Genomic DNA, 25,479 nt, shown 5'->3' on the forward strand with positions numbered 1-25,479 from the left:
CATCGTCGCATGGGTATAGACACATCTTGGCTAAAGAAAACGCGGCCCCTGTGGGAGCGCAGACCTGAGAGAGATGTGTAGATACCCCTGCAGCGATAAGGCCCGAAAGAGCACCATCAACCCGCCGGACTGGACGGCTCCAGTTGCCGCTGCGCCAGCCAGATCTCCTCCTGCAACCACTGGTGGAACAACTGCAACTGCGGCGCATCGCGCTGCTCCGGCCGGGTCACCAGCCAGTACGACTGGTGACCGTCGACATGCACGTTCAGCACCTGGGTCAACTGCCCGCTGGCCAGCTCCGGGGCGACCATGTGCCAGTCGGCGATGGTGATCCCCAAGCCATCCACCGCCGCACGAATGGCCAGGTCCAGCAGGTCGAACTCGTAGCCGCCCTGGGTATCCACGCCACTGATCCGCGCCGCGTCCAGCCAGTGTTTCCAGGTCAGGTAGCGCTGGTCCTCGCGGGCCAGCACGTGCAGCAGGGTCATGCGGTTCAGGTCGATGCCCTGCGCATCCTGCTCGCGGCCATACAGCGACGGAGCACACACGGCGATATGCCGTTCCTGGATCAGCAGCGAACTGTCCAGCCCGTCCCACTCGCCATTGCCGAAGCGGATCGCGCAGTCAAGGGTGGCGGTCTCGGCCAGGCTGTCCTGCAACTGCGTGGTGATGCTCAGTTCCAGCTCCGGGTGGGCCTCACGCAGGCGCCCCAGGCGTGGCATCAGCCAGCGCCGGGTGAAGGTCGGCGGCGCGTTGAGGTGCAGGCGGTTGGAGTGGGTCTTCTGCTGGATGCTGCGCACGGTCATCTCGATCTTGTCGAAGGACTGGTGCAAGGCCCGCAGCAGCACGCGCCCGGCATTGGTCAGTTCGAGGTGGTGATGACGACGCTGCAGCAGGTGCTCGCCCAGTTGTTCCTCCAGCTGGCGCACCTGGCGGCTGACCGCGCTCTGGGTGACGTTGAGCAGCTCGGCGGCACGGGTGAAGCTGCCGGTGCTGCCGGCCACCTCGAAGGCCTTGAGGGCATTGAGACCTGGCATCTTGCGTTTCATGGACGGCACTCGGGCAGGGGACGGGAAAGGTGTCGATTATTCCATGAGCCGTAGGATACATCCCACATGCCAAACAGACTTTTCTGGGGGTAACGTGCATTCAGCGAAGGTTTGCCCCGCCATTTAATCGTTTGTGGCCCAGCGCCCCGCTGGCAAAACTGCGCGCGTCTCACATAACAACAACGAGAGCCACGCCCATGCCCTTCCCTGCTTCACTGCGCCTGCAGTCCGTCTGTCTTGCCACCCTGTCCGCCCTCGCCGTCCCGGCCTTCGCCGTACAGGTCACGGACAATCTCGACCTCGGCGGCGCCGTGCGCGCCCGCTGGGACTACGACCCGGACCGCGACATCCAGAAATTCAACTTCGACACCGCCTTCCTCACGGCCAAGTACAACTCCGACACCTGGATCGGGGCGGCCAAGTACCGTTTCTACGGACGCGCCTACCCCTACAAGTACACCAACAATGTCGGTGACATCGCCTTCGCCGAAACCGCCTGGATCGGCTACAGGTTCAACCCCGACCAGCAGGTCCAGGTCGGCCTCAACCAGATCCCGTTCGGCCTGCAGCCGTACTTCGGCAGCACCTTCTTCGAGACCCTGGGCAACGTCATCGGCCTGGAGGACGTCGAGCAGATCGGCGCCAAGTACATCCAGCAGGCCGGCGCCTGGAACGTCCAGGCCGGCTACTACCTGCGCCCGGCCTGGCAAGGCAAGGGCACCAGCAACGGGCGCACCTACTCCACCGTGGTCTCCTCCGCCGACAGCTACGTCGCCGACGGCAGCGACAACCGTGAACGCAACACCGCGGTGCTGCGGGTGGCGCGCTCGGTGGACCTGGGTGCCTGGAAGTCCGAGGTCGGCGTCTCCGGCATGACCTCGACCCTGAAGAACAACGACACCCATGACGACGGCCGGCGCAACGCCGTGGCCGTGCACTACCTGGGCAAGAACGGGCCGTGGGGCGTGCAGTTGATGGCGGCGCGGCAACAGATGTCGCCACGCAACGAAGGCACCGATGAACTGGTCACTTTCGGCGGCTACGACGGCACCTTCAACGTCGCCAGCCGCGGCAACTTCTATGTCGCCGACCTGAGCTACGACGTCGACGGCAAGTACCTGTTCGACCAGCTCAGCGGCATCAAGCTGTACGCCAACTACAGCGCCTTCGACAAGTCGGCTTCGGGCTGGGACACCTCCGAGCGGCTGATCCTCGGCTCGTCGTTCTCTCTGAGCAAACTGTGGATCGCCACCGAGTGGCTGTTCGGCAAGAACGATCCCTACATCGGTGGCAGCAACTACACCCAGAGCCTGGGTGCCGGCGGTAGCGACCAGTGGGAAAACCAGGTATACGTCAACATCGGCTATTACTTCTAAGTCCTTCCTGTTCCGGGGGCCCGTCCATGCGTCAACTGCCCCCGCTCACCATGCTGCGCGTCTTCGAAGAAGTCGCGCGGCATCGCAGTTTCAGCCAGGCTGCCCTCGACCTGAACGTCACCCAGGGGGCGGTCAGCCGACAGATCAAGCAGCTTGAAGATCACCTTGGCGTGGCGCTGTTCGTGCGCACGCCCAAGGGCCTGACCCTGACCGAGGCCGGCCTGGCCCTTTCACCGCAACTGGCGGCCGCCTTCGACCAGATCGACCGGGCCCTGCAGTCGGTGCGCGTGCCCAACCTGCGCCAGCGCCTGCGCATCCTTGCCCCGCCGACCTGGGGCACGCGCTGGTTGTCCTCGCACCTGCGCGACTTCTGCCGACACTACCCGGAGATCAGCCTGAGCATCAGCAACCAGGCCAGCCACGAGCACCTGGCCGAGATCGACTGCCGCATCCGCTTCGGCCTGGGCCCGGCGGAGCACTGGCACAGCGAGTTGCTGGTGATGGAACGGCATGTGGCGGTGGCCAGCCCCGAGCTGTTCGTCGAGGGCGTGGCGCCGGACCTGCGGGCGTATCCGCTGCTGCACATCCTGCATGACGGCAAGCGCCTGCCGGTCTGGGAGAACTGGCTGGGGGCCACGGGACGGGATGATGTGGACGTGGCCAGCGGGCTGGAGTTCAGCACCCTGGACCAGGTGATCCACACCGCCCTGGCGGGCGGCGGGCTGGCGGTGATCGACCGGCAGATGATCGAGCGGGAGCTGCGCGAGGGCAGCCTTTTGATGATCGACTCGCTGGAAGTGCTGGGGCCTTATGGGTATTGGCTGGATGTTGCCGGGGACAAGCAGGGGCTGTCGAAAGTCGGGTTGTTCACTGACTGGCTGCAAAGGGTCACTGGCTGATTTTTCTATTGTTTTTACCGACCTCATCGCTGGCAAGCCAGCTCTCACAGGTTCAGCGGTGCACGCGATTCCTGTGGGAGCTGGCTTGTCGGGGCGCCGAACCGCAGCGATGGGGCCAGGAAAAGCAACTAAGTGGTCAAGCCAGGCACAACCTCGGTTTTCACCCCGTCAGCACTCGGCACCGTACACGCCTGGCTCAAGGTCAGTGCCTTGGTCTCCGGCGCCCAGGCCCAGGAAATCAGCGCCCCGAAAGCCAGGATCGCGGCCAGGATGCCCATGGTCGGACTCAGCCCGATCCCCGCCACGCTCAACGGCAGCAGGAAAGTACTGACCGCCGAGCCCAGCCGGCTCACCGCTGTGGCCAAACCAATCCCGCTGGCGCGCACCGGCGTCGGGAAGCTCTCCGCCGGGAACACCCCGACCAGGTTGCTCACCGCCGACAGCACCAGCGTGAACAGGCCGAACACCAGCACCATCAGCCACGCCGCGCTACCCGGCAGCACCGCCAGCAGGAACAGCGCCGCCGCCAGGATCACGAACGAACCGATGAGGAAGCCGCGCCGCGAGAACTTCACGGTGCACCAGATCCCCAGCAGCGCGCCGATGATCAGCAGCATGTTCAGCATCAGCTCGGTACCAAAGCCCTCGGCCAGGCCCATCTTGGCCAGGATGGTGGGCAGGAAGGTGTAGATGGCGAAGTACGGCATGACGATGCACACGAAGAACAGGCAGTTGAAGGCCGTGCGCTTGCGGTACTCGCGGCTGAACAGCGCCTTGTAGCCGGAGTGACGCTCCACGGTGGGCTCCTCGTCCAGCACCACATGGGCGCCGAGGTGCTTGCGCACGATGGCGCGGGCTTCCTCGATGCGGCCACGGTTGACCAGCCAGCGCGGCGACTCCGGGGTGCCGATGCGCGCCAGCAGGATCAGCCCGGCGGGAATCGCCGAGGACGCAAGCATGTAGCGCCAGGCATCGTCGCCGAGGCTGAGCATGGCGCTGCCGACGAAGGTCGCGGCGACGTAGCCGAAGGTCCAGATCACGCTGAACGACCCGAGCAGCACGCCACGGTGCTTGCGCGGGGCGAACTCGGCGAGCATGGCGTGGCCGACGCTGAAATCGCCGCCCAGGCCGATGCCGATCAGGATCCGGCAGAACAGCAGCGCCGCCGCGCTTTCCACGTAGAACTGCATGACCGAGGCCAGGGTGATCAGGACGAAGCTGATCAGGAAGATCTTCTGCCGCCCGAGGTGATCGGAAATCCAGCCGAAGAACAGGCTGCCGAGAAACAGGCCGATCAGCGCCGAGGCACCGATCAGCCCCTGCCAGAACGCATCCAGTTGCATCTGCGGGCTCAGCAGGGTGAAGGCGATGCCGATCAGGCCAAGGATATAGCCGTCGGTGAAGTGCGCGCCGAAGGTCAGCCCGGCGATTTTCAGGTGGAAGCGACCGATCGGAAGATCGTCGATCTTGACGGGTTTAACGGACATGTTCGTCTCCGGTTATTGTTCTTGAAGTAGAGATGAAGCCGAAAAGCCGCCGGCAAGCCTGCCGGCGGCGGATGCCTGGGGCTCAGAGTCCGCCCATCAGCAGGTATTTGATCTCCAGGTATTCGTCCAGGCCGTACTTCGAGCCTTCACGGCCCAGGCCCGATTCCTTGATGCCGCCGAAGGGCGCGAGCTCGGTGGAAATCACCCCTTCGTTGATCCCGACCATGCCCGCCTCCAGCCCTTCGGCCATGCGCCAGACGCGGCCGATGTCACGGCTGTAGAAGTACGCCGAAAGTCCGTACGGCGTGTCGTTGGCGGCCTGCAGCACTTCGGCCTCGTCCTGGAAGCGGAAGCAGGCGGCTACCGGGCCGAAGGTTTCGTCGCTGGCGATCAGCATGTCGCGGCTGGCCTCGGCGAGTACGGTCGGCTCGAAAAAGGTCCCGCCCAAGGCGTGGCGACGACCGCCGCAGACCAGGCGCGCGCCCTTCTCCAGGGCATCGCCGACATGGGCCTCGACCTTGGCCAGGGCGGCGGCGTTGATCAGCGGGCCTTGCTCGGTCTCACCTTCCAGCGCCGCACCGACGCGCATGGCCTTGACCGCTTCTGCCAGCCTGGCGACGAAGGCGTCGTACACCCCGTCCTGGATGAAGAAGCGGTTGACGCACACGCAGGTCTGCCCGGTGTTGCGGAATTTCGAGGCCATGGCGCCCTTCACCGCAGCGTCCAGGTCGGCGTCGTCGAAGACGATGAAGGGAGCGTTGCCGCCCAGCTCCAGGGACACCTTCTTCAGCGTATCGGCCGCCTGGCGCATCAGCAGCTTGCCGGTGCGGGTCGAGCCGGTGAAGGACAGCTTGCGCACCACGCTGGAGGCCTGCAGCGCGCCGCCAATGGCCACGGCATCGCCGGAGACGATATTGAACACGCCGGCCGGAATGCCTGCCTGCTCGGCCAGCACCGCCAGGGCGAAGGCCGACAGCGGGGTTTCCTCGGACGGCTTGAGGATCAGAGTGCAACCCGCCGCCAGCGCCGGGCCGACCTTGCGCGTGACCATCGCCAGGGGGAAGTTCCACGGGGTGATCGCGGCGACCACGCCGATGGCTTCCTTGACCACCACGATGCGCGCATCGGCCTTGTGGCTGGGGATCACGTCGCCGTAGGCGCGCTTGGCTTCCTCGGCGAACCATTCAAGGAAGCTGGCGGCGTACACCACCTCGCCCATGGCCTCGGCCAGGGGCTTGCCCTGTTCGCGGCACATCAGCGTGGCCAGCTCGCGCTGGTTGCCCAGCATCAGCTCGGCCCAGCGGCGCAGGCGCTGGCTGCGCTCCTTGGCGGTCAGCCCGCGCCAGGCCGGCAGGGCGCGCTCGGCGGCGGCGATGGCCAGGTTGGTTTCCTCCGCGCCCGCCTTCTGCACCTGGGTGATCAGCTCGCCACTGGCCGGGTCGTTGACCGCGTAGGTGGCGCCGCCACCGGACCATTGGCCGTCGATGTAGTTGCCGTTGCGCAGCAATCCGCTCATGCCACCGCCTCCCTCAGCAGGAAACGTTCGATACCCGGGCGCGCGGTACGCAGGATGCGCTTGCCGGCGGTGTAGTCGTTGATCAGGTCGCACGGTGTGTAGTTGCGTTCCAGCTCCTGCAGTTCCTCGGCATCCAGGCGGGTGTCGAGGGCAGCAAGGGCGCTGTCGAACTGCGCGGTGGTGTCGGCGCCCACCAGCATGCAGTCGACGCCGCCATGCTGCAGGACCCACGCCTGTGCCACCTGGGCGTTGGACACGCCGCGGGCACGGGCCACGCGCTGCACCGAGCGGGCGATCTCGAAGGAGGCCTCGTCGGCATACATCTGCTGGGTGAAGAAGTCGGTCTGGTTGCGCGTCGATTGCACGTCGCCGGTCAGCAGGCCGCGGGCCAGCGGGCTGAACACCGAGACGCCGAGGCCCTGGTCGCGGCAGAACGGGATCATCTCGCGTTCTTCCTCGCGGTAGGCGACGTTCAGTTGCAGTTGCATGTTGATCGGCTTGACCCAGCCATTGCGCTCGCAGCACAGGAGGATCTTCGCCAGTTGCCCGGTGAGCATGGTGGACACGCCGATATAGCGCGCCTTGCCGGCTTTGACGATGTCGTTGAGCGCGCCCATGGTCTCTTCCACCGGCGTGTTCACATCGAAGAAATGCAACATGTAGAGGTCGACGTAGTCCATGCCCAGGCGGGTCAGGGACGCATCGATGCTGTCCATGATGTGCTTGCGCGAATGACCGCTGGCGTTGATCCCGCTGCGGGTGCCGTAGCCGACCTTGGTGGTGATCACCAGGTCTTCGCGGCGGGCCAGGCGCTTGACGATGCGCCCCACCACTTCCTCGCCGACGCCGGCGGAGTAGAAGTCGGCCAGGTCGATGAAATTGACCCCGTTCTCCAGGGCGTGGCGCACGATCGGCTCGCTCTGCTTCTCGTCGAAGATCCACGGTTTCCAGTCCGGGGTGCCCATGTTCATGGTGCCCAGGCACAGGCGCGAGACTTCCAGGCCGGAATTGCCCAAACGAATGTATTGCATGGCGGCGACCTCAGGCTTTCGGGGTGTAGAACGGGTTGCTGATCTGGCCGACCACGTCGGCCAGTTGCGCACGTTCCGGCTTGCCGGTCAGGGCGGCGCGGATCGCGGTGCGGCAGGCGTTGTAGTTATTCAGGTAGACGGCGTCGAGGTCGTCGCAGGCGGGGTTGACCCAGTTGGCGGTGACGATGGCCCATTCGTCCTCGGCTTCGGCCGGCAGGGTGCCGTCGAGCAGGGCCTCGGTAACGGCCTTGGCGATCCCGGCCTGGGACGCGCCCCAGGTGGCGTTGCCGTGCAGGTCGCCGTCGATGGCGGCCTTGTTCACGTACAGGGTCATCGGCTTGACCGGGATGTTCGGCTGGGCGATCACCATGAACGGGCAGTGACCCTGGCTCGGCGAGGCGAGGCTGTTGGCGAAGGCCTGGCCGGCGGGACCGTTGCGCGGGCCGATGAGGATGTTGATGTGCGCCGCGTTGACGCCCGGGCCTTCGAAGCCTTCGCCGATGTACAGGTCAAGTTCTTTCATCTGCAAACACTCTTTGTTGTTGGTGGGTGTGTTTGCCGGTTTTGTATCACCGCGCCGGGGCGAGGCTGGAACCACATAAAGTCATGGGGGTATGAGGGAAAGTCATGGCCCCTCGCTTCCCTTGCTCCTACACGTCCGTGCAGGTTCAAACGCAAGGAACGGAGTTCTCCACCCGAACCGGACACCTATCCTGAATCCACCACCGGACCAGGGCCCGAACCATGCAGACCAGCCTCCAGCTTGCCTTTCCCGCCACACCTGCAGAACCGGACTGGCCCGCCCTGCACCAGTCCCTGAACCAGTTCGGCTACGCTCGCCTGCCTGCCCTGCTCGATGCGGGCCAATGCCGTGAACTCGCTGGCCTGTATCGACAGGACGCCCTGTTCCGCTCACGCATCGTCATGGCCCGCCACGGCTTCGGCCTTGGTGAATATCAGTATTTTCGCTACCCGCTACCGGATCTGGTGGAAGGTCTCAGGCAGCGTTTCTACCCCTGCCTGGCCGCGCTCGCCAACGACTGGTACGCCAGGCTCGACAAGCCGACGCGCTTCCCCGCGACCCTCGCCAGCTTCCTCGCCCAGTGCCACGCCGCCGGCCAGCTGCGCCCCACGCCCCTGCTCCTGCAATACCAGGCCGGCGACTACAACTGCCTGCACCAGGACCTCTACGGCGACCTGCATTTCCCCGTGCAGATGGCGATCCTGCTGTCCCGCCCCGGCATCGACTTCGAGGGCGGCGAGTTCTGCCTGACCGAGTATTCCTCGCGGGAACACCGCGCCGAAGTGGTGCCCCTGGAACAAGGCGACGCGCTCCTGTTCGCCGTGGCCGAACGTCCGGTCCCCGGCCGGCGCAACGGCTCGCGCAAGGTGCTGATGCGCCATGGCGTCAGCCGCGTGCTGGCCGGCCATCGCCACACCCTGGGAGTGATCTTCCATGACGCCCGCTGACCTGCTCGAACACCTCGACGAGGACGGTTTTCTCATCCTCCCCGGCTACCTGGAAAACGGTCGCTTCGGCTCGTCCGGCCTGCTGCACACCCTGCAAGCCACCTTCTACCCGGCACTGGCCGAGGTCGCCAACCAGTGGCGCGCGCGCTTCGACCAGCCCGGCCGCTACCCGGAGCAGTTCCTGCAATTCCAGGCGCAATGCCGCGCAGCCGGCCAGCACCACGACCCGTCGCACTTCACCCGCCTGGACGCGCAGGACTACCGACCGCTACGACACCGGGGCACGGACACCCTGGCCTTTCCCCTGCAACTGAGCGCCCTGCTCTCCAGCCCCGGCGAAGACTTCAGCGGCGGCGAACTGCTGCTCACCGAGCAGCGACCGCGCATGCAGTCCCGGCCCGTGGTGGTGCCCCTGCGCCGCGGCGATATCGCCCTCTTCCCCTGCCAGCGCCGCCCCGTCGCCGGTGGCAATGGCTACTACCCGATCACCACCCGGCAGGCCGTAAGCCGGGTGCGCAGCGGCCAGCGCCTCGGCTTGGAGCTTTACTTCCACCTCGCGGCGGCACCATGAGCTGGACCCTGCTAGGGCACAACGGCCAGCCCTTCCCCAGCGAGGTCCGCGGCAGCCTCGGCGGGCACCGGCACAGTCGCATCTACGGCCGCCTCGACTGCCGCGCAGCCCTGCGCGCCATCGCCGCCGGAGGCTATGTGAAACACCGGGTGTTCTTCCTCGACGAAGCCAGCGCCATCGCCGCCGGCTACCGGCCCTGCGCGGTGTGCCTGCCCGAGGCGTACCGTCGATGGCGTGCAACCCGATCAGAATGACCGGCCTGGCCAGGGCTGCCATCTTGATCAGGCGCTTCCGAAGCATCGGCCGGTGCACTACACTCGCCCGCCTTTTTTTCGGCGCAACGGACGGCCCCATGCAACGCATCGTGATACTCGGCAACGCGGGAAGCGGCAAATCGACCCTGGCCCGGCAACTTGGCCAGCGCCTGGGGCTGCCGGTGGTGCATCTGGACCGCTTGTTCTGGGAGCCGGGATGGATCGAGGCGCCGACCGCGGTGTTTCGCCAGCGGGTCAGCGACGGCGTCGCCGGCGACAGTTGGGTCTGCGAAGGCAACTACGCGCGGAAAACCTTCGACCTGCGCCTGCCGCGCGCCGACCTGGTGATCTGGCTCGACACCCCGCGCCTCACCTGCCTGCGCCGGGTGGTGCTGCGCAGCCTGCTGAACCGCCCGCGCGCCGATCTGCCGGACGGCTGCAGGGAACGCCTGGACAAGGCCTTCCTCGACTTCCTCAAGTACGTCTGGACCTACGACGCGGATTACCGTCCCGGCATCGAGCAGGTGCGCCTGGCCGTCGCGCCACAGGTACCGGTGCTGCACCTGCGCGATGCCGCTGCATGCGCGGAATTCCTGGCCGGCCTCGGCTGTGACCCAGCGCTCATTTCCGGCGAATGACTGCCACGCTTTCGTCATATTCGTCGGCGTTAAATGAATTTCCCGACCTGATCAGGGTCTTTGATGAGCTACTGCCAACCCGGCACAGCGACACTCATGGAGGAGCCCACCGCATGCTCGGCGCCCTGCTCGACAAAGTCTTCAACCGCCCGCTCGACGAGAACGGCTTCGCCCGCAAGATGATCGAGGCAGCGCGCAACGCGGGTTATCGGGAGCCACTGGAGTACCTGGCGGACGAATTCCGTATCCGCCATGGCGACGGCGCCTACTTCAACCTGCACAACGCCTTCCGCGACTACCAGAATGCCGAAAAGCAGCAGCGCGCCGCCGTGCTGGAAGGCTACGTGGCGACCTTGCTCAGGTCGCGGGACAAGGCTGTGCGCACCTTCGAGGACGTCCGCCCGCTGCTGCGCCCGGTGATCCGCAACCTGGCCATGCTCGAAGAAGTCCGCCTGCACCATGCCCGCAGCGAAGGGCGCGATGCGGCCTACGACGTGGTGCATCGCCCCCTGGGCAAGGACTGCGTGTTGCTGCTGGCGCTCGACCACCCCGAGTCCACCTCGACCCTGACCAAGGGGCCGGAGGCGCACTGGGGCGTGGGCATGGACGAGGCCCTGGCCATCGCCCGCGACAACCTGCGGGCGGACACTCCGGACAACTTCGAGGAGATCGTCCCGGGCCTGTATATCGGGCGCTGGAACGACGGCTACGACATCAGTCGCGCACTGCTGCCGGATGTGCTGCAACGGGCGCCGGTCAAGGGCCGGCCAGTGTTCATGATCCCCACCAACGATGTCCTGCTGGTGGCCGGTGACCACGACGAAACGGCCCTGCGGCAGATGGTCGAACTGTGCTTCAAGGCGCAGGAGAACGGCCGTGCCGTGTCCGGGCAGATCTTCACCGTACAGGAGCAGCGAATCGTACCGTTCGAATCCACGGACGAAGTCCTCCTGGCGCGCCTGTCGACCCTTCAGCACCTGATGCTGCAAGGTGCGTATCACACGCAGAAGGAACTGCTCGACAGGATCCACGAGGAGCGCGCCGAAGACCTCTTCGTCGCCACCTACATGCTCTACGAACTGGCCGACAGCGATGGCCTGACCTTCTCCATGTGCAGCTGGACCCAGACCGTCGACAGCCTGCTGCCGAAGACCGACCGGGTCGCGCTGGTGGAGTTGGGGGCGGACGGCGCCAGCAATACCCGCCTGGTGGAATGGGCACAGATCGAAGCCCATGCCGCCGGCTTGCTGGAAGCGGTCGAGGCCTATCCGCCGCGCTACCGGACCCGGGGCTTTCCCTCCCGCGAACAACTGGAACGGATGACGCCCCTGAGCTAGCCCCTGGCACTTGCCTGTTCCCAAACCTCGGCACCCTGAATACAATTGCGACCCATTCTTATCCGCATGCGGTGCAATTTCAGGAGTCCCGAGTGGCCAGCGCAACGCCCCCCTCCCCGCTGCAACACCAGCTGCACGGCTTGTACCGCGACCACAACGGCTGGTTGCAGGGCTGGTTGCGCAAACGCCTGGGCGACCGCGAGCGGGCAGCGGACATCGCCCACGACACCTTCCTGCGCCTGCTGGTCAGTGGCCGCCTGCCCAGCGTCGGCGAAGGCCGCAGTTTCCTCGCGCAGATTGCCCGCAACCTGGTCATCGACCAGTGGCGCCGCCAGCGCATCGAACAGGCCTACCTGGACAGCGTCCGCGATCTGCCCGAACCGCAGTCGCCGTCGCTGGAGACCCGCGCCCTGGTCATCGAAACCCTGCTGCAGATCGACAGCATGCTCGATGCCATGCCGGCGAAGGTGCGCGAGACTTTCCTGCTTTCGCAGTTCGAAGGCCTGACCTACCCGCAGATCGCCGAGCGCCTGGGCATCAGCCTCAGTTCGGTGCAGAAATACATGACCCGGGCGATCCAGGCCTGCTACCAGGTGCTGTACGCCGAATGAGCAGCCCATCCCCGGCGCCCATCGCGCCCGCCGTGGTCGAGCAGGCCAGCTACTGGCTGATGCTGCACTGGGGCGGCGAGCTGGATGGCGAGCAACAGCGGCGTTTCGCCGAGTGGCAAGCCGCCGACCCCGAACACCGGCGCGCCTGGCAACGCCTGGAGCACCTGCAAGGCACCCTCGCCGGTGTCTCCGCCAGCACCGCCAGCCGCGTGCTGCGCCAGTTGCCCGATGCGCGCAAGCGCCAGACCCTCAAGCTCCTCGGCCTGCTCCTGGTGGCGGGCGGCAGCGGCTATCTCGCGCAGTCGCAACTGCCCTGGCGCGAAGCCATGGCCGACCTGCGCAGCGGGACCGGCGAACGCCTGCAACGCACCCTGGCCGATGGCAGCCGCCTGAGCCTGAACAGTGCCAGCGCAGTGAACATCCGCTACGACGCAACGCAACGGCGTATCCAGTTGCTCAGCGGCGAACTGCTTCTCGACAGCGGCCATGATGCCGCCGGCAGGCCACTGATAGTGGAAACTGCCGCCGGGGAAATCCAGGCCTTGGGCACGCTGTTCTCGGTGTATGAAATCGACGGCGGCAGCCGCGTCGAGCTGTACCAGGGAGCCCTTGAGCTACGCCCGCGACAGGCCGCGCCCCTACGCCTGGAGGCGGGCCAACGCTGCTGGTTCGCTGCCAGGCGCCTCGGCCCGGTCGGCACGGCGGACCGCAATGCCATGGCCTGGAGCGACGATCGCCTGATCGCCGAGCGCATGCCCCTCGGCCAGTTCATCCGCGAACTGGCCCGCCAGCGTCCCGGCGTGCTGCGCTGCGATCCGGCGGTGGCCGGGCTGCCGTTGACCGGCGTCTTTCCCCTGGCCGACACCGACCGCGTACTGACGGCGCTGCAGCAGTCGCTGCCCGTCGAGGTGCACCGCCTGACCCGCTACTGGGTCACCGTAAGGCCATCGGAAAAATAATTACCGTTGTCGATGTCGTTTTTTCCTACTCGCACGGGATACCTCTTGAAACCAATAACGACGCCGTCCCAAGAGGATCCCGCAGTGCACCATCTGCCCGCTTCCCAGCGCTCGCCGCTGAACCTTTCCATCACCCGCGCGCTGTTCGCCGGCCTGCTCGCCGCCACGCCGTTGCTGCCCGGCGCGATCGCCACGGCGCAGGCGGCGCCGGCCGAACAGAGTCGCGCCTATGCCATCCCCGCCGGCAATCTCGACCAGGCCCTGAACCGCTTCGCCAGTGAAGCCGGGATCCTGCTCTCGGTGGATTCGCGCCTGACCGCCGGCAAGCGCAGCCCGGGACTGAGCGGCAGCTTCACGGTGGACGAAGGCTTGGTGCGCCTGCTGGCGGGGACCGGCCTGGCACCCATCAACGCGGGCGGCAACTACGCCCTGGAGCCTGTTTCCAGCCAAGGCGATGCCCTGGAACTGGGCGCCACCAGCGTCAATGCGCAAGGGCTGGGTGCGACCACCGAAGGTACCGGCAGCTACACCACCGGCTCGACCAGCACCGCCACCAAGATGAACCTGTCGATTCGCGAAACGCCGCAGACCATCACCGTGGTCACCCGCCAACGGATGGACGACCAGCACCTGGGCAGCATGACCGAAGTGCTCAACCAGACGCCCGGCATCACCATGTCCCAGGACGGCGGCGAGCGCTTCAACATCTACTCGCGGGGCAGCGGCATCAACACCTACCAGTTCGATGGCGTCACCACCTACCAGGACAACCAGACCCGCAACATGCCCAACACCCTGCTGGACATGGCGCTGTACGACCGGATCGAGATCGTCCGCGGTGCCACCGGGTTGATGACCGGCGCCGGCGATCCCAGCGCGGTGATCAACGTGATGCGCAAGCGGCCGACCCGTGAGTTCAAGTCCCATGTGCAGGCGGGCGTCGGGTCATGGGACTACTACCGCGCCGAAGCCGATGTCTCCGGCCCGCTGACCGAGGACGGCAAGGTGCGCGGACGCTTCGTCGCCGCCGAGCAGGACAACCACACCTTCATGGACTGGTACAGCCAGGACCGCAGCGTGCTCTATGGCGTACTGGAGGCGGATGTCACCGACAGCACCCTGGTGCGCTTCGGTATCGACCGGCAGACCTACAAGGTCAACGGCGCACCCGGGGTGCCATTGCTCTACACCAACGGTGAAAAGACCCACCTGTCGCGCTCGAACAGCTCGGATGCCCGATGGGGCTACGACGACTACGAAACCACCAACTACACCCTCAACCTGGAACAGCAACTGGCCAACGACTGGCAATTGAAGGTCGCCGCCAACTACATGGATGTGGATCGCAACACCTTCTCGTCCTATGTATCGACCCGCACCAACCGCTCCTACCTCGACCCGGACGGCTCGACCTCCATCAGCGCCGGCGTGGCCTCGGCCGACCAGTACCAGAAAGGCATCGACGCCAACCTCCAGGGCCCGTTCGAGCTGCTCGGCCAGACCCACGAGCTGATCGTCGGCTTCAACTACCTGGAGTATCAGAACCAGCACCGCGAATATGCCGGGCCCGACCAGGACATCAACTATTTCACCTGGCGCAACCAGACGCCCAAGCCGGGTGACGCGGAGCTCTCGCCCAGCATCAAGTACGACGTGTTCAATCGCCAGAGCGGCTACTTCGCTGCCGGTCGCTTCAACCTCTCCGACAGCCTGCACCTGATTCTTGGCGCGCGCGTCTCGAACTACCGGTTCGACTACAGCCTGGGCATCATCGACAGCCCCGTCGCGCCGGATACCTATTCAATGCACGAGCGTGGCGTGGTCACGCCCTACGCCGGGGTGGTCTACGACCTGACCGGCGAACAGTCGGTCTATGCCAGCTACACCGAAATCTTCAAGCCGCAGAGCAACGTCGACATCAGCGGCAGGCCGCTGGATCCGGAAGTCGGCAAAAACTACGAAATGGGCTGGAAAGGAGAATTCCTCGACGGTCGCCTGAACGCCAGCGTGGCCGTCTACCTGGTCCAGCGCGACAACTTCGCCGAGGCCACCGAGTACCAGGCCCCCAACGGGGCGACGGCCTCGAAAGCGGTGGATGGCGCAGAAACCAAGGGGGTGGACCTGGAACTGTCGGGCGAGGTGCTGCCGGGCTGGAACGTCTACACCGGCTATAGCCACACCCGCACCGAAGACGCGGACGGTGTGCGCCTGACCTCGCAACTGCCGATGGACACCTTCCGCTTCTGGAACACCTGGCGCCTGCCGGGTGCCCTGGACAAGCTCACCCTCGGCGGCGGGGTGAACTGGAACTCGGCCTCGTCGCTGTATTTCTCCCGCTACGACAGCCGGGTCACCCAGGACGATTACTTCGTCGCCAGCCTGATGGCCCGGTACAAGGTCAACGAGCACCTGGCCGCGACGCTGAACGTCAACAACCTGTTCGACGAGAAGTACTACGCGGGGATGGCGGGAAGCTATGGGCACTACGGTGCGCCGCGCAATGCCACGGTCAGCCTGCGCTACGACTTCTGACCTGTCCTGAGGCCTCGCCGCGTTCCGACATGCCAATGTCGCTCTCGCACATGAACGCGGCAAACCCAGGCAACAGACACCTCGCCGATCGGCCTAGCTTCGACGGACGGACGCGGTGAGTGATCCGACCGCGTCCTGTAGTGCCATTTCATAACAAGTCCAATAACAAAAGGCCTTCAGGATGAATACACCTTCCACGAAGCGTGATCGTGCAGAACTGGCGCAGGGTTTCAAGCCGCGCCACGTCACCATGCTGTCCATTGCCGGGGTGATCGGCGCCGGCTTGTTCGTCGGTTCCGGACACGCCATCGCGGCGGCCGGCCCGGCCGCCATCCTCGCCTATGTCATGGCCGGTGCCCTGGTGGTGCTGGTGATGCGCATGCTCGGCGAAATGGCAGTCGCCAGCCCCGACACCGGTTCCTTCTCCACCTACGCCGACCGCGCCATCGGGCGCTGGGCCGGATTCACCATCGGCTGGCTGTACTGGTGGTTCTGGGTGCTGGTGATTCCCATCGAGGCGATCGCCGCCGGCGTGGTCCTCAACGCCTGGTTCCCCCATGTCGACGCCTGGCTGTTCGCCCTCGGCCTGACCGTGCTCCTTACCGCCACCAACCTGGCCAGCGTCGGCAAGTACGGCGAGTTCGAGTTCTGGTTCGCCATGCTCAAGATCATCGCCATCGTCGCCTTCATCGGCCTCGGTTTCTTCGCCCTGCTCGGTGGCCTGCCGGGCCGCGAGGTGAGTGGCCTTAGCCAGTTGCTGCAAACCCAGGGCGGCTTCCTGCCCAACGGCTGGACGGCGATCATCGGCGCCCTGCTGACCACCATGTTCAGCTTCATGGGCACGGAAGCGGTGACCATCGCCGCCTCGGAATCCAGCAACCCCGCCGGCAACATCGCCCGCGCCACCCGCTCGGTGATCTGGCGCATCAGCGTGTTCTACCTGCTGTCGATCTTCGTGATCATCTCCATCGTGCCGTGGAACGACCCGCTGCTGCCGCTGCAGGGTTCCTACCAGCGCGCCCTGGAAATCATGCAGATCCCCTACGCCAAGCTGCTGGTGGACGCGGTGGTGCTGGTGGCGGTGGCCAGTTGCCTGAACTCGTCGATCTACATTTCCTCGCGGATGGTCTTCTCCCTGGGCAAGCGCGGCGATGCGCCATCCCTGCTGCAACGCACCTCGGCCAAGGGCGTGCCGCGTGCGGCGGTGATCGCCAGCACCCTGATCGGCATGGTCGCCACGGTGGTCAACTACTTCGCCCCGGCCCATGTGTTCCAGTTCCTCCTGGCGACCTCGGGGTCCATCGCCCTGCTGGTGTACCTGGTGATCGCCTGCTCGCAACTGCGCATGCGCGGGATCCTGCAGCGCGAAGGCAAGGCGCTGGCGTTCCGCATGTGGCTGTTCCCCTGGCTGACCCTGGCGGTGATCGCCTTCATCGTGTTCGCGCTCGGGGTGATGTTCGTGATGCCGGCGCACCGCATGGAAGTGACGGCGACGCTGGCACTGGCGGGGGCGATTGCGTTGCTGGGAGTGATGCGTTCGCGGCGGCAGGTCGCCGTTAGCCAGGTCTACGGGCAGGCATGACCTTCCATTGCTGATATCGCGAGGTCTAGCCTGCCCCACACACGCCCGCCTGGGGCACCAGCTGGATATCTACCCGCCGGTTGGCAGCCCGACCCAGCTCGTTGTCATTACTGGCAACCGGCTGGCTGTCGGCGGCGTCACGGATAGCGAAGCAGTCATCCGGGATGGGGCTCATGCGCTGCATCCAGTCCCTCACCGCCAACGCGCGATCCCGCGACAACGCCTGGTTACGGGTGCTGTTACCCGTGTTGTCGGCGTGCCCGGTAATCACGATCAGCCAGCCCGGTTTCACCTTGAGCTGCACCAGGGCATGCATCAGCGGCTTGGTCGCGTCGTCCCTGAATTCGGCGCTGCCGGCATCGAACACGGCAAGGCTGTCCAGGCTCACGGCCTCGGGCAGACGCATGGCCTCGCGCAGCTGCGCCTGCCAGTACGCCCCTCCCGCCAGGACCACCAGCAATCCTGCGACGCCAAGCCCCCAGGCGATGCGAGCCTTACGGCGGCGCGGCGCGATGAAGACCGGAGCAGGCGCAGGAGCCGGCGGCAGGATGAACACAGGCATGACCCGCTCCGGTTCTCCCGCGCGAAATGTCGGCGGCAACCCCGGTAGCGGCAGCCGGCCGCGCTCCAGTTGCTGCAACAGGGCGGCGATGTATTGCTGCAAGGAAGGCCAGGTTGCCGGCAGTTGGTCGACGTGTCCGAGCAGCAGGCCCTGCACCCGGTGCACTTGCGTCTGAAGCTGCTGCAGCGAGGCCACCCCGGTGGCCAGCCCCCCCAGCCCGCGGAGCAGGACAAGAACCTGCCGATACAGCCAGTCGAGGATTTCCAGACGTGTTGCGTCAGTCGTCGGCCAGATATCCGGCCATTGCCCTGCCAACCCTTCGAGCAGGGCGAAGCCTTGCACCAGCCCCTCTACGCCGCGCAGGTTGCCTTGGGCGAGCGTGAAGGCCACGGTGCTCTGGAGATCGACGCCGTTTTCCTTGAACACCACAAGGCACAAGCTTTCGACCCGCAGCCAGTCCACATCCGGGCAGGCGGGATGGCTCAGCCTTTCCAGCTCGCGACACAAGTGCTTGAACGCGTCGAGGTGACGCGGATCGCCACCGATCCGCGCCGATGTTGCGAATACTGCTGTCATCCGGTGTTCCTTGCTTCGAGGACTCAGGGAGTCGAGAGTTGATCCTGCTGTTTCAGGTGCCGGACCAGCACGCGACCGCCGCTGCCCAGGCGGGTGCCGAAGGTTACCGGCTGGCCGTTCTTCAAGCGTGCGTGGAGGATGTAGTGCAACTGACCTGGCCGGTCCTGGTCGACCGGGTCGACGCGCAGGTCGTGCAAGCGGGGTTCGTAGAGATTCACCGTGCGCTTGATGCCAGCGACCACGCCATTGGCGGCCGGCCCCAGGCTCTGCATGACCTGCCCCATGTCAGGCAGGCCGAGCTCGGGCAGATGGGCAAGGCTGCCGGCACGGCTGTTGAACAGGCGCTGCAGATTATCCAGCACCGACAGTACGTGCTGGTCCTGCTCATCGACCTGATGCAGGTCCAGCTCGCCGCTGAAGTTGCCCAGCAGCACTTCGTACAGCGAGGGCGGATGATCGCTCATGGCTCACCCCTCCTGCGGCCGCAGGCTCAGGTGGTTGTCGCCCAGTTCGACGAGCCGGGCCCGGTCCGGATCAAGATCGTCGCGCTGCAACACCAGGCGCCAGGTACCGGCTTGCGGCTCGGGGAAACGGAACAGGGCGACCACGGCCACATGCTTTGCCTCCCGGTGCAGCGGCATGCTCAGTTGCGCGCCCTGCTCCGGCGTGACCACCAGGGCACGCTGGTCCAGCAGGTCAGCGCCGAGCATCTGCTGGCTACCGTCGAGCAGTTCCTCGTAGCTGGCCTTGTCCAGCGCCTTGCGATCGCGCAACTGGTACACCCGCACCAGGGCCGGGACCGACAGCAGGTTCATCTCCTGGAAGTCGGTGTTCAGCGCCGAGCGGCCACTGAAGTCCAGGTGCAGGGTCTTCACCTGCTTGTAGAACACTGCATGGGTGGTTTCACGGGTGCTGTCGGCAACGCTCTGGAACAGCCCGCAGCCGCCCAGGGAAACAGCCAGCATCATGGCCGATGCTCTAGAAACGGTACGCCACATAGTCGATCTTCCTTTCCTGCGGATTCTTCTTCAGGCCTTCGTAGCGGCCCAGGTTGATGGTGATATGCGCCTGCGGGTCGCGCCCCAGCGGCCCCATGACGGCGGTCATGCCCAGCAATGCCGTGCTCGCTCCCAGTGCCGCCGGCACCAGGCTGGCCAGCGGTAGCGACAGTTGCAAACGCGCGGTACAGCGCCAGCCCAGGTACACCCGCAGCAGCACCAGCAGGTCGCCGTGCAGTTGTCCGCCAGGCAGCCAGTCGCGGGCTTCCCCGGCGTCCTCGGTGGCCAGCACCAGCCGCAACTGGCTGCTGGCATCCCGGGCCAGCGGCCCCAGTGGCGTGCTCTGGTTCAGGGAGGCCGAATGACCGTGGCCCAGGCCCGGTGCAACCGCCAGGTGGATATTGCGCGGCCAGTGGCCCTGTACCCGCACCTCGGTACGTGGCGCCAGCAGCTTGACCAGGGCGGTGATGCCCTCGGCATTGCGGGTCGGCAGGCGCATCACCGAGAGCAGCGCGAGAAAGCGTGAAACCGGGGTGGCGATGCGCTCCGCGGTGCCGGGAATGCCAAGGCCGATCAGGCCCAGCAAACATTGGGAAGTGGCATCCCGCCCCACCGTCTCGAAACTGGCCGGGTAGGAGTACTTGCGCCAGATCCGGTAGAACTGGGTGAAGATCCGGTGGTTGAAGATATCCAGGAAGGCTTCCAGCGCTTCATGGCCCTCGCGGCGACGGCTGATGTCGTCCAGGTAACCGGTGGGCAGCGGCGAATCCACGCCGTAGAGCCCCAGCAGGCGGGTACGTACCGTGGCCGGACGCTGGGCACCCCGGGCATCGAACTCGATGGCGCGCAGTTCGCCGGCAGGAAAGCCCATGCCCGGGTCCGGACGAAAGCGCACCGGGTCATCGTTCGGATCACTGCTGCTGCCCAGTGGCGGCAGGCCGGGCGAAGCCTTCTCGAGCAACTGGCAGAAGCGGTACAGGTCGGCCTCGGCCACCCGCCCTTGCAGGGCCCGCAGCAGTTCCACGGCGTTCAGCCGGGGATCCGCTGGCTGTGGTTCTCGTTCCATCGCAGGGTCTTCCCGGTCGGTTGCAGGATCAGCGTGAGCTGGTTGAACAGGTGGATATCGGCGTACAGGGCGAAGAAGCGGTTGAGCAGTTCGCCGAACAGGGCAATGTCGCCTTCGCCGCAGAAACCATCGGCGTCGAGGGTCACCTCGATATCGACGCCGCGCAGCAGGAAGCCTTTTTCAAAGCGCTGGACCAGGTGATGGCGCACATCGACGATGGCCGCCAGACGTCGACGGTTGAGCTCGTTGTCGCTCCAGTCGTAGAGCGCCAGGGTGCCGCGCAGGACCTCGGCGCTATCGAGCATGGGCAGGAAGTTCGAACCCAGGTGACTGAGGACGCGCCAATGGAAGCGATCGCGGCTGGGGGGATAGCAGGGCAGCGTCGGCGCGGTCAGGTTGCGCACCCGCAGGCCGTGCTTCTCGTCCGTGCGCAAACTGTCCAGCAGCGTACTTTGCAGGGCCTTGCGCGGCAGCTGGCCGTTGGTGCCGGTCAGGGTCAGGGAAACGCTCTGTCCGCCGTCATGCTCCAGGCTCTCGAAGCCTTCGCCCCCCAGAATCAGCCAGGTGTCGTGCAGGCCACTGGGGCCACGCTTGACCCGGCTATGGAAATAGCACTCGGGCGCCTCGTCGCGGAGCATGCCGCCCTTGTGCCTGAAACTGCTGAACGGCACGTACTGGGTACTGTCCTCGCGGTTGGCAACGCTGACCTGGTCCACCGAGTAGATCTCGGTATGACCGTCCTGCAGGCGCATGGGACGCAGCAGGTACTCGGACTGCAAGGGATCGAGGTTGATCGGGTCCGCCTCGATGTGGAACAGGTTGATGACCGGCACCGCATTCAGGCGAATGTGCTCCACCGCCGGGTTCACCCCATGGGACCAGGGCTCGGCCAACAGCACCTCCAGCTCGAACCACGAGGTGTCCGGGGCAATCGTAAGTTCCTCCAGGCCGTGCAGGGTCACGAACATGAATTTCTCGCGAAAGTTGAAGTACTCCAGCAGCAGTTGATAGCCGCTGAAGGCACTGTCGCCCTTGGTCCACAGACGGTCCTGCTCGGCGAAGCCCCGGGGCGAAAAGTGCCCGTCCAGGCGCTGGCGCTGCACATTGCCCGAGTGACGGACATACAACTGAAGCTGGCCCTGGGTCAGGGCCTGGTGCAAGGCGCTGGCCAGCGCGGGTTCGGCGCTCAGGTAAAGCTCCAGCTCCCGTGGCCCGCGTTCCTGCTTCAGCGCACGGCAGTCGAAACGCAGGCGCAGCAGCCGGCGGCCATCGGCCTGGTAGTCCAGGCCGACGGCACTCACGGCCAGGGGCTGCAAGGGCATGTCGCGGGTGGTGGTGTAGCTGCATTGGGTGCGCCTGGGGCCTATCGGCTGCGACAACACCTCGAAGCCCTTGGCGATCACCCGGTCCTTTTCGACAGTGGCCAGGTCCGGGATCAACTCGACGATCGCCAGGGAGGGAATGGTCCGCAGGTAGTGGGGCCAGAGCAGGCTGACCAGCCCCTCGGTCAACTCGGGCAGGTCGTCGTCGAGCTTTTCCCGCAGCCGCCCCATGAGAAAGGCGAAGCCCTCCAGCAAGCGCTCGACGAAGGGATCCTCGGCGCCGTTTTTATCCAGGTTGAGTTGCGCCGCGCGGTCTGGAAACGCCTCGGCGAATTCCTTGCCGGCCTCGCGCAGGTAGCGCATTTCGGCATCGAAATAGCGCAGGGTCAGATTGTCCATGGTCAAGAGAGTCAGGTTCCGTTCTAGGGATAGTCAGCCGCACAGCACGGCGGCACGTACCGGGTCGATGGCAACCAGCGCCGCCAGCTGGGCATCCATGCGCCGGGCCAGTGCGGCACGATCGACATCGCCGCGCTGGGCCTTGAGCCGCAGCAGCCGGAGCAGGCGCGCCTTGATCTCGAAATGCAGCTCGGGCTCCCAGTCACGCAGGGCCTGGCGCTCGCCGATCTGATCCAGCTCGCCCAACAGATGCAGGGCCAGGTCGGTCTTGCCGTACTGCTCGGCAATCCGCGCCATCAGCAAGCGCAACAGCCAGCGCTGGCGTCCCGAGCGCAGGTCCGGGCGCTGCGCCAGCCAGGCCAGGGCCTGCTCCACACCTTCACTGTCGGCCTGGGCAAGGGCTTCGCTTTCCAGCGACAGGATGTCGTCCGCCGCCGCCGTGGCTTCGTTGCCCGGCGCCGGCAGCCAGTTCTGCGGGCGGTTGCCGCTGACCTCGCGGGCGATCCATTCGCGGGTCTGGTCGTCGGCCAGCGGCGAGCCGTCCTCCCAGCAGAGCATTTCCAGCCCCGGCAGGCGTTCGAGGAACATGCCCAGGTCGCGCTTGACGATCCCGGCCCAGGAGCGTCGAGGCTCCGGCAGGTTGCTGAGGGCCTGGTGCAGGTACCAGTGCAGGTCCAGCCAGAAGTGATTGACCGCCTCGGCGAAGGCATCCTCGACCTGCTCCAGCAACTGCTCCCAGTGTTTGCGCGTATGCAGGCGCTTGAGCTGGGTCAGCAGTGGGCCGCGTGGCGCGTACAGGTGGGTGAGGCCGTCGGTATCGTGGGGCGGGGTTTCGTGCAGGGTGTCCCAGCGCAGGCTGCGCATCAGCCGGTGCGCCGCGAGCCAACCGTCGGGTTGCTCGCGCAGCCAGCCGGCCAGGCGGCGGCCGTTGTCCAGCAGGTCGCGGCCGGACTTGATCGGCAAGTCCTTGTCCGGGGTCGCCTGCTCTTGCTGCGAAGTGTTCTGCGGCACCACGGCAGCGACTCCACCGGACTGGCCCAGGCGCGCTGCCAGCGCCGAATGCAGTGCCGTCAGTTCAGGGCGGTGCGCCTCGGGCCAGGCCTGCATGCCCTGGTCCAGCCAGGCCAGTGCCGCCACGGTGCGCTCGGCCTCCTCCTTCACCACCGCCGGAAACTGCGCCAGGCCGTCCAGCACCTTGGCCGTCGCCAGCCACTCCAGGGCCATGCGCCGGCTGTTGGGGCGCGCGGGCCACAGGTCGTCGGGAAAGCGTTCGAGCAAGGCCGCCAGCAGGCAGAGGCCATCGGCCAGGCCCGGCTCGCCGTCCAGTTGCAAGCGTGCCCAGAGGTAATAGGTCGCGACACGCAGGTCCTTGCAACGGGTGGTGAACAGGTCTTGGGCCAGTTGCACCACCCTGGACGGATCGGCACCGGACAGTTTGTTGACCTCCTCGCGCATTTCCTGGAAGTCATCGTGGTAGGCAGGGTCTTCTCCCACTGCCGATGCTTCGCCTATGGGTTGCAGCCAGTCGTGCCAGCGGGTTGCGTCTGCGCGGGCCAGGGGCAATGGGTCACGGTCGCCGAAGCAACTTGTGATGAGCAATGGCAGGGTCATGTATTTCCCTCGCAACAGATTTTATAAGTTTCAAACCGAGACTTTCGGCAGGAAGGAAATATCGACGTAATAGTTCTGCGCATCACGTTTATCCATGAATACCCGAATCGTTCTTTCAAAGATATAGCGGGACGGATCGAACCCTATATTCTCACTTCTGAACACGTGAACCTGAGAGTTCTGTGGATCCACCCAGCGGCATACGATGAAGAACGGACTGCTGCCATTTTCCAAAATACGGTGATTGCGCCGAACCACCATAAACTCTGCTCTAACCTCCATGCCGTACTTTTGCAGATATTGACTTTTACGTACGCGCCGCCAACTGGTTTTCATCATGTAGTAGCTGAGCAACAGAAACGGCAGCACCATGACGACCTGAATGAGACTGCCAAGCCAAAGGTTGAAGAAACTATCCACTTGGGCTTCTTCAGAGCGCCCCGGCAAATACAGGACAGGCACCCTTTCACCTTTCTCATAGTCAGGAGAACCTCTGGTCAAACCTGGAGAAAAGGTTACCCTCTGGCCATTTTCGTTCCTGAATGCAACTACCGGATAAAAGTACTTCGCACTTTCCCCATTTCTTTCCTTCACTTCGACGACCACACCTGTAGTAGCCATCGCATTGGCAACGAACTCCCTGCTTTCCAGGTAATCGCCTATTGCCTGAGCCATGAATATCACTACGAACAGCATCATGAAACATATAGCGAAAGCCGTCCTCACCGTTCCTTCCTTGTAATGAAATTAAAAATCTTGCAAAAAAACCTACAACAACCCCTTGCTAGCAAAAGGCTCTGTCAAGATGGATATTTTTCAGGCGCCTGACAGTAAATGATCTCAATGCAGACTTCCACCTCTCGACGCCACTCTGGGATATTTCCAATCTTATTAAGGAATATTCCTACAAAATCTTGGACGCAATCTCCTTATTGGACTTTTCACTCAGGAAGATCTGCGCCGGCAACTTGAACCCCCGCAACCGCAGCAACGCCAGCGGCCCCTCCCCCAGCTCCGTGCGCAGATGCCAGGTCAGTTCCTTGCCATCCGGCGCCCGTACTTCCAGGTGATAACGGCTGGCGCCATCGTCCAGCAGCGTCACCTTGGCGTTCTCCAGGAAACGGATCAGCCCCCAGGTGCCCTGGTAATCCCCGTACATGCGCAGGTCGCTGCCCACGCTGGTCCACAGCACCCGAGTGCCCGGGTGGCTGCCCCGTCCCGGCCAGTCGAAGCGCTGCCAGCGTTCCTTCTGGTTGAAGTAGTGGTGCTTCTCGCCATTGAGGATGAACTGGGTGTCGATCACGTTGCTCACCGGCTTGCCGCGCAGTTCGAAGCTCATGCCCAGGCCGCCTTCGGGGCTGTAGAGCACGTCGGAGAGATGGCTGAGCTGGTTGATCGCTTCGAGGAAACGCGGGTTGAAGCGCAGCCCCTGGCTGTGTTGCGGATCGGCCACCCAGCGGCTGCCTTCCTTGCGCAGCACGCCATCGAGCTGGCTGCCGAGGAACTGGTCGATGCGCCCGGAACCGCCGCGGATCATCTGCCCAAGCATCGCCAGCGAGACATCGCTGTCGGTGCCGGCGAACGGGTAGCGGCCATCGAAGGAGCGTCGCCATTCATCGACGATGGAGCGTTG

Annotated in this window: 24 protein-coding genes; 11 read left to right on the top strand and 13 right to left on the bottom strand. The window is 65.2% G+C overall.

The window, feature by feature from the left end; genetic code table 11:
- Positions 1-116: 116 nt before the first annotated feature.
- Positions 117-1,049 (bottom strand): LysR substrate-binding domain-containing protein, encoded by a 933-nt coding sequence (locus tag V0R59_RS27710; protein WP_330077783.1) that lies wholly within the window; start codon positions 1,047-1,049, stop codon positions 117-119.
- A 197-nt stretch (positions 1,050-1,246) separates the two neighbouring features.
- Here V0R59_RS27710 and V0R59_RS27715 point away from each other — a divergent pair, with 197 nt between their 5' ends.
- Together V0R59_RS27715 and V0R59_RS27720 are read left to right on the top strand one after the other, a co-directional pair.
- Positions 1,247-2,425, top strand: coding sequence for a hypothetical protein (locus V0R59_RS27715; protein ID WP_330077784.1), 1,179 nt, complete (start codon positions 1,247-1,249; stop codon positions 2,423-2,425).
- 26 nt (positions 2,426-2,451) lie between these two features.
- Positions 2,452-3,324, top strand: a complete 873-nt coding sequence (locus V0R59_RS27720) for a LysR substrate-binding domain-containing protein (protein ID WP_330077785.1) — start codon at positions 2,452-2,454, stop codon at positions 3,322-3,324.
- 128 nt (positions 3,325-3,452) lie between these two features.
- Here V0R59_RS27720 and V0R59_RS27725 read toward each other — a convergent pair whose 3' ends face one another.
- The 4 genes from V0R59_RS27725 to fae all read right to left on the bottom strand — a co-directional run bounded on the left by V0R59_RS27725 (position 3,453) and on the right by fae (position 7,881).
- The gene (locus tag V0R59_RS27725; protein ID WP_330077786.1) at positions 3,453-4,811 is read right to left on the bottom strand and encodes an MFS transporter; all 1,359 of its coding nucleotides are present in this window, start codon (positions 4,809-4,811) and stop codon (positions 3,453-3,455) included.
- 82 nt (positions 4,812-4,893) lie between these two features.
- The gene (locus V0R59_RS27730; RefSeq protein ID WP_330077787.1) at positions 4,894-6,327 is read right to left on the bottom strand and encodes an NAD-dependent succinate-semialdehyde dehydrogenase; all 1,434 of its coding nucleotides are present in this window, start codon (positions 6,325-6,327) and stop codon (positions 4,894-4,896) included.
- On the bottom strand, positions 6,324-7,358 hold the full coding sequence (locus V0R59_RS27735; RefSeq protein WP_330077788.1) for an aldo/keto reductase: 1,035 nt from the start codon (positions 7,356-7,358) through the stop codon (positions 6,324-6,326). The genes V0R59_RS27730 and V0R59_RS27735 overlap by 4 nt, the downstream gene beginning before the upstream one ends.
- 10 nt (positions 7,359-7,368) lie before the next feature.
- Positions 7,369-7,881, bottom strand: coding sequence for a formaldehyde-activating enzyme (fae, locus tag V0R59_RS27740; RefSeq protein WP_330077789.1), 513 nt, complete (start codon positions 7,879-7,881; stop codon positions 7,369-7,371).
- Between the two features lie 221 nt (positions 7,882-8,102).
- Between fae and V0R59_RS27745 the strand changes: the two genes are divergently transcribed.
- The 9 genes from V0R59_RS27745 to gabP all read left to right on the top strand — a co-directional run bounded on the left by V0R59_RS27745 (position 8,103) and on the right by gabP (position 17,312).
- Positions 8,103-8,828 (top strand): 2OG-Fe(II) oxygenase, encoded by a 726-nt coding sequence (locus V0R59_RS27745; protein WP_330077790.1) that lies wholly within the window; start codon positions 8,103-8,105, stop codon positions 8,826-8,828.
- Positions 8,815-9,399 carry a 2OG-Fe(II) oxygenase gene (locus tag V0R59_RS27750; RefSeq protein WP_330077791.1) on the top strand — a complete coding sequence of 195 codons (585 nt, stop codon included), beginning with the start codon at positions 8,815-8,817 and terminating at the stop codon, positions 9,397-9,399. The genes V0R59_RS27745 and V0R59_RS27750 overlap by 14 nt, the downstream gene beginning before the upstream one ends.
- Positions 9,396-9,653 carry an Ada metal-binding domain-containing protein gene (locus V0R59_RS27755; RefSeq protein WP_330077792.1) on the top strand — a complete coding sequence of 86 codons (258 nt, stop codon included), beginning with the start codon at positions 9,396-9,398 and terminating at the stop codon, positions 9,651-9,653. The genes V0R59_RS27750 and V0R59_RS27755 overlap by 4 nt, the downstream gene beginning before the upstream one ends.
- A 98-nt stretch (positions 9,654-9,751) precedes the next feature.
- Complete coding sequence (locus tag V0R59_RS27760; RefSeq protein ID WP_330077793.1) at positions 9,752-10,291, top strand: P-loop NTPase family protein; 540 nt, start codon at positions 9,752-9,754, stop codon at positions 10,289-10,291.
- Between the two features lie 113 nt (positions 10,292-10,404).
- Complete coding sequence (locus tag V0R59_RS27765) at positions 10,405-11,628, top strand: hypothetical protein (protein ID WP_330077794.1); 1,224 nt, start codon at positions 10,405-10,407, stop codon at positions 11,626-11,628.
- A 92-nt stretch (positions 11,629-11,720) separates the two neighbouring features.
- Positions 11,721-12,239: a sigma-70 family RNA polymerase sigma factor gene (locus V0R59_RS27770; protein WP_330077795.1), complete on the top strand. Its 519-nt coding sequence runs from the start codon at positions 11,721-11,723 to the stop codon at positions 12,237-12,239.
- Complete coding sequence (locus V0R59_RS27775; RefSeq protein ID WP_330077796.1) at positions 12,236-13,198, top strand: FecR domain-containing protein; 963 nt, start codon at positions 12,236-12,238, stop codon at positions 13,196-13,198. Before V0R59_RS27770 ends, V0R59_RS27775 begins: the two co-directional genes overlap by 4 nt.
- 84 nt (positions 13,199-13,282) lie before the next feature.
- Positions 13,283-15,730 carry a TonB-dependent siderophore receptor gene (locus V0R59_RS27780; protein WP_330077797.1) on the top strand — a complete coding sequence of 816 codons (2,448 nt, stop codon included), beginning with the start codon at positions 13,283-13,285 and terminating at the stop codon, positions 15,728-15,730.
- 181 nt (positions 15,731-15,911) lie between these two features.
- Positions 15,912-17,312 carry a GABA permease gene (gene gabP / locus V0R59_RS27785; RefSeq protein WP_330077798.1) on the top strand — a complete coding sequence of 467 codons (1,401 nt, stop codon included), beginning with the start codon at positions 15,912-15,914 and terminating at the stop codon, positions 17,310-17,312.
- A gap of 25 nt (positions 17,313-17,337) precedes the next feature.
- Here the strand turns inward: gabP and V0R59_RS27790 are convergent, their stop codons facing one another.
- From V0R59_RS27790 to V0R59_RS27825, 8 genes are all read right to left on the bottom strand, one after another.
- Entirely contained in the window at positions 17,338-18,450 is a 1,113-nt protein-coding gene (locus V0R59_RS27790; protein ID WP_330077799.1) for a type VI secretion system ImpA family N-terminal domain-containing protein, read from the bottom strand.
- Between the two features lie 23 nt (positions 18,451-18,473).
- Positions 18,474-18,914: a type VI secretion system baseplate subunit TssE gene (gene tssE, locus V0R59_RS27795; RefSeq protein WP_330077800.1), complete on the bottom strand. Its 441-nt coding sequence runs from the start codon at positions 18,912-18,914 to the stop codon at positions 18,474-18,476.
- A gap of 3 nt (positions 18,915-18,917) precedes the next feature.
- Positions 18,918-19,448 carry a type VI secretion system lipoprotein TssJ gene (gene tssJ / locus V0R59_RS27800; protein ID WP_330077801.1) on the bottom strand — a complete coding sequence of 177 codons (531 nt, stop codon included), beginning with the start codon at positions 19,446-19,448 and terminating at the stop codon, positions 18,918-18,920.
- Positions 19,429-20,514, bottom strand: coding sequence for a type VI secretion system baseplate subunit TssG (gene tssG, locus V0R59_RS27805; RefSeq protein WP_330077802.1), 1,086 nt, complete (start codon positions 20,512-20,514; stop codon positions 19,429-19,431). The genes tssJ and tssG overlap by 20 nt, the downstream gene beginning before the upstream one ends.
- The gene (tssF, locus tag V0R59_RS27810) at positions 20,478-22,241 is read right to left on the bottom strand and encodes a type VI secretion system baseplate subunit TssF (protein WP_330077803.1); all 1,764 of its coding nucleotides are present in this window, start codon (positions 22,239-22,241) and stop codon (positions 20,478-20,480) included. Before tssF ends, tssG begins: the two co-directional genes overlap by 37 nt.
- A 27-nt stretch (positions 22,242-22,268) precedes the next feature.
- Entirely contained in the window at positions 22,269-23,846 is a 1,578-nt protein-coding gene (tssA, locus tag V0R59_RS27815; protein WP_330077804.1) for a type VI secretion system protein TssA, read from the bottom strand.
- Positions 23,847-23,876: 30 nt separating this feature from the next.
- Positions 23,877-24,545, bottom strand: a complete 669-nt coding sequence (locus tag V0R59_RS27820; RefSeq protein ID WP_330077805.1) for a DUF3592 domain-containing protein — start codon at positions 24,543-24,545, stop codon at positions 23,877-23,879.
- 205 nt (positions 24,546-24,750) lie between these two features.
- Positions 24,751-25,479: type VI secretion IcmF C-terminal domain-containing protein (locus tag V0R59_RS27825; RefSeq protein WP_330077806.1), on the bottom strand; the 729-nt coding region annotated here is incomplete at its 5' end.

Origin of the sequence: Pseudomonas ulcerans, from assembly GCF_036324125.1 — a bacterium.
GTDB classification, from domain to species: domain Bacteria; phylum Pseudomonadota; class Gammaproteobacteria; order Pseudomonadales; family Pseudomonadaceae; genus Aquipseudomonas; species Aquipseudomonas ulcerans.